Here is an 869-nt window from a genome sequence, read left to right as displayed (position 1 = left end):
TTGGTGAGGGCGGGGTAACRGGTATCACGATTATTACGTACTATTTATTTGAGTGGTCACCRGGCTTAGTYAACTTAATTTTAAATGCRATWTTGTTAATAGCCGGTTATAAATTTTTAAATAAGATTACAACAATTTATACAATCATTGCTGTAGTTACAAACTCACTATTTCTTCATTTGACAGAAGGCTGGACGATYGCTTCRGATGAAATGCTCGTAAATGCCATTTTCGGAGGAATATTTATYGGRTGCGGGATTGGTCTTATTATTCGCGTTGGCGGAACAACAGCAGGTACTACCATCTTAGCAAGGATGACGCATAARTATTTAGGSTGGAGCATTAGCTAYGGTCTACTGTTCTTCGATTTAATCGTTGCGTTTTCATCTTATTTCATCATTGGTGCAGAAAAACTGATGATAACAATTATTATGCTATATGTAGCAACGAAAGTGATGGAATTTGTAATTGAAGGTTTAAATCCGAAGAAGGCTATTACGATTATTTCTGATAACCCGAATGAAATTGCTGGGAAGGTGACTACCTTAATGGGCAGAGGGGTTACGGTGTACTCAGGTCATGGYTATTACACGAAAACGCCGAAGGAAATTCTTTATRTTGTTATTAATAAGCAAGAAGTAGTGAAGCTAAARMGGATTGTTCAAACTACAGATCCGGCTGCGTTCATCGCTATACACGATGTTCGTGATGTGTTCGGAGAAGGATTTGTTGATATTTCTAAGGCTTAAAAATTGTTTTTCATTAAAATAATCTAAATACTAAAACGTAAGAATCTATTTTGAATAGTCTTTTTTCAAAATAGATTCTTTTTCTTGCAAAAARTCCAATTGTTTCTTAATGTAAGGATG

Annotated in this window: 1 protein-coding gene; it reads left to right on the top strand. The window is 35.2% G+C overall.

Features of this window, described 5'->3' with window-relative positions; translation table 11 throughout:
* Window positions 1-749 (top strand): YitT family protein (locus AC1DJR_RS31750; protein WP_477004445.1); only part of this gene is annotated, 749 nt, incomplete at its 5' end.
* Window positions 750-869: the final 120 nt, after the last annotated feature.

It is taken from the genome of Bacillus sp. 05T31 (genome assembly GCF_056396725.1).
The sequence above is the reverse complement of the archived record's forward strand: the minus strand, read 5'-3'. Positions and strand labels throughout refer to the sequence as shown.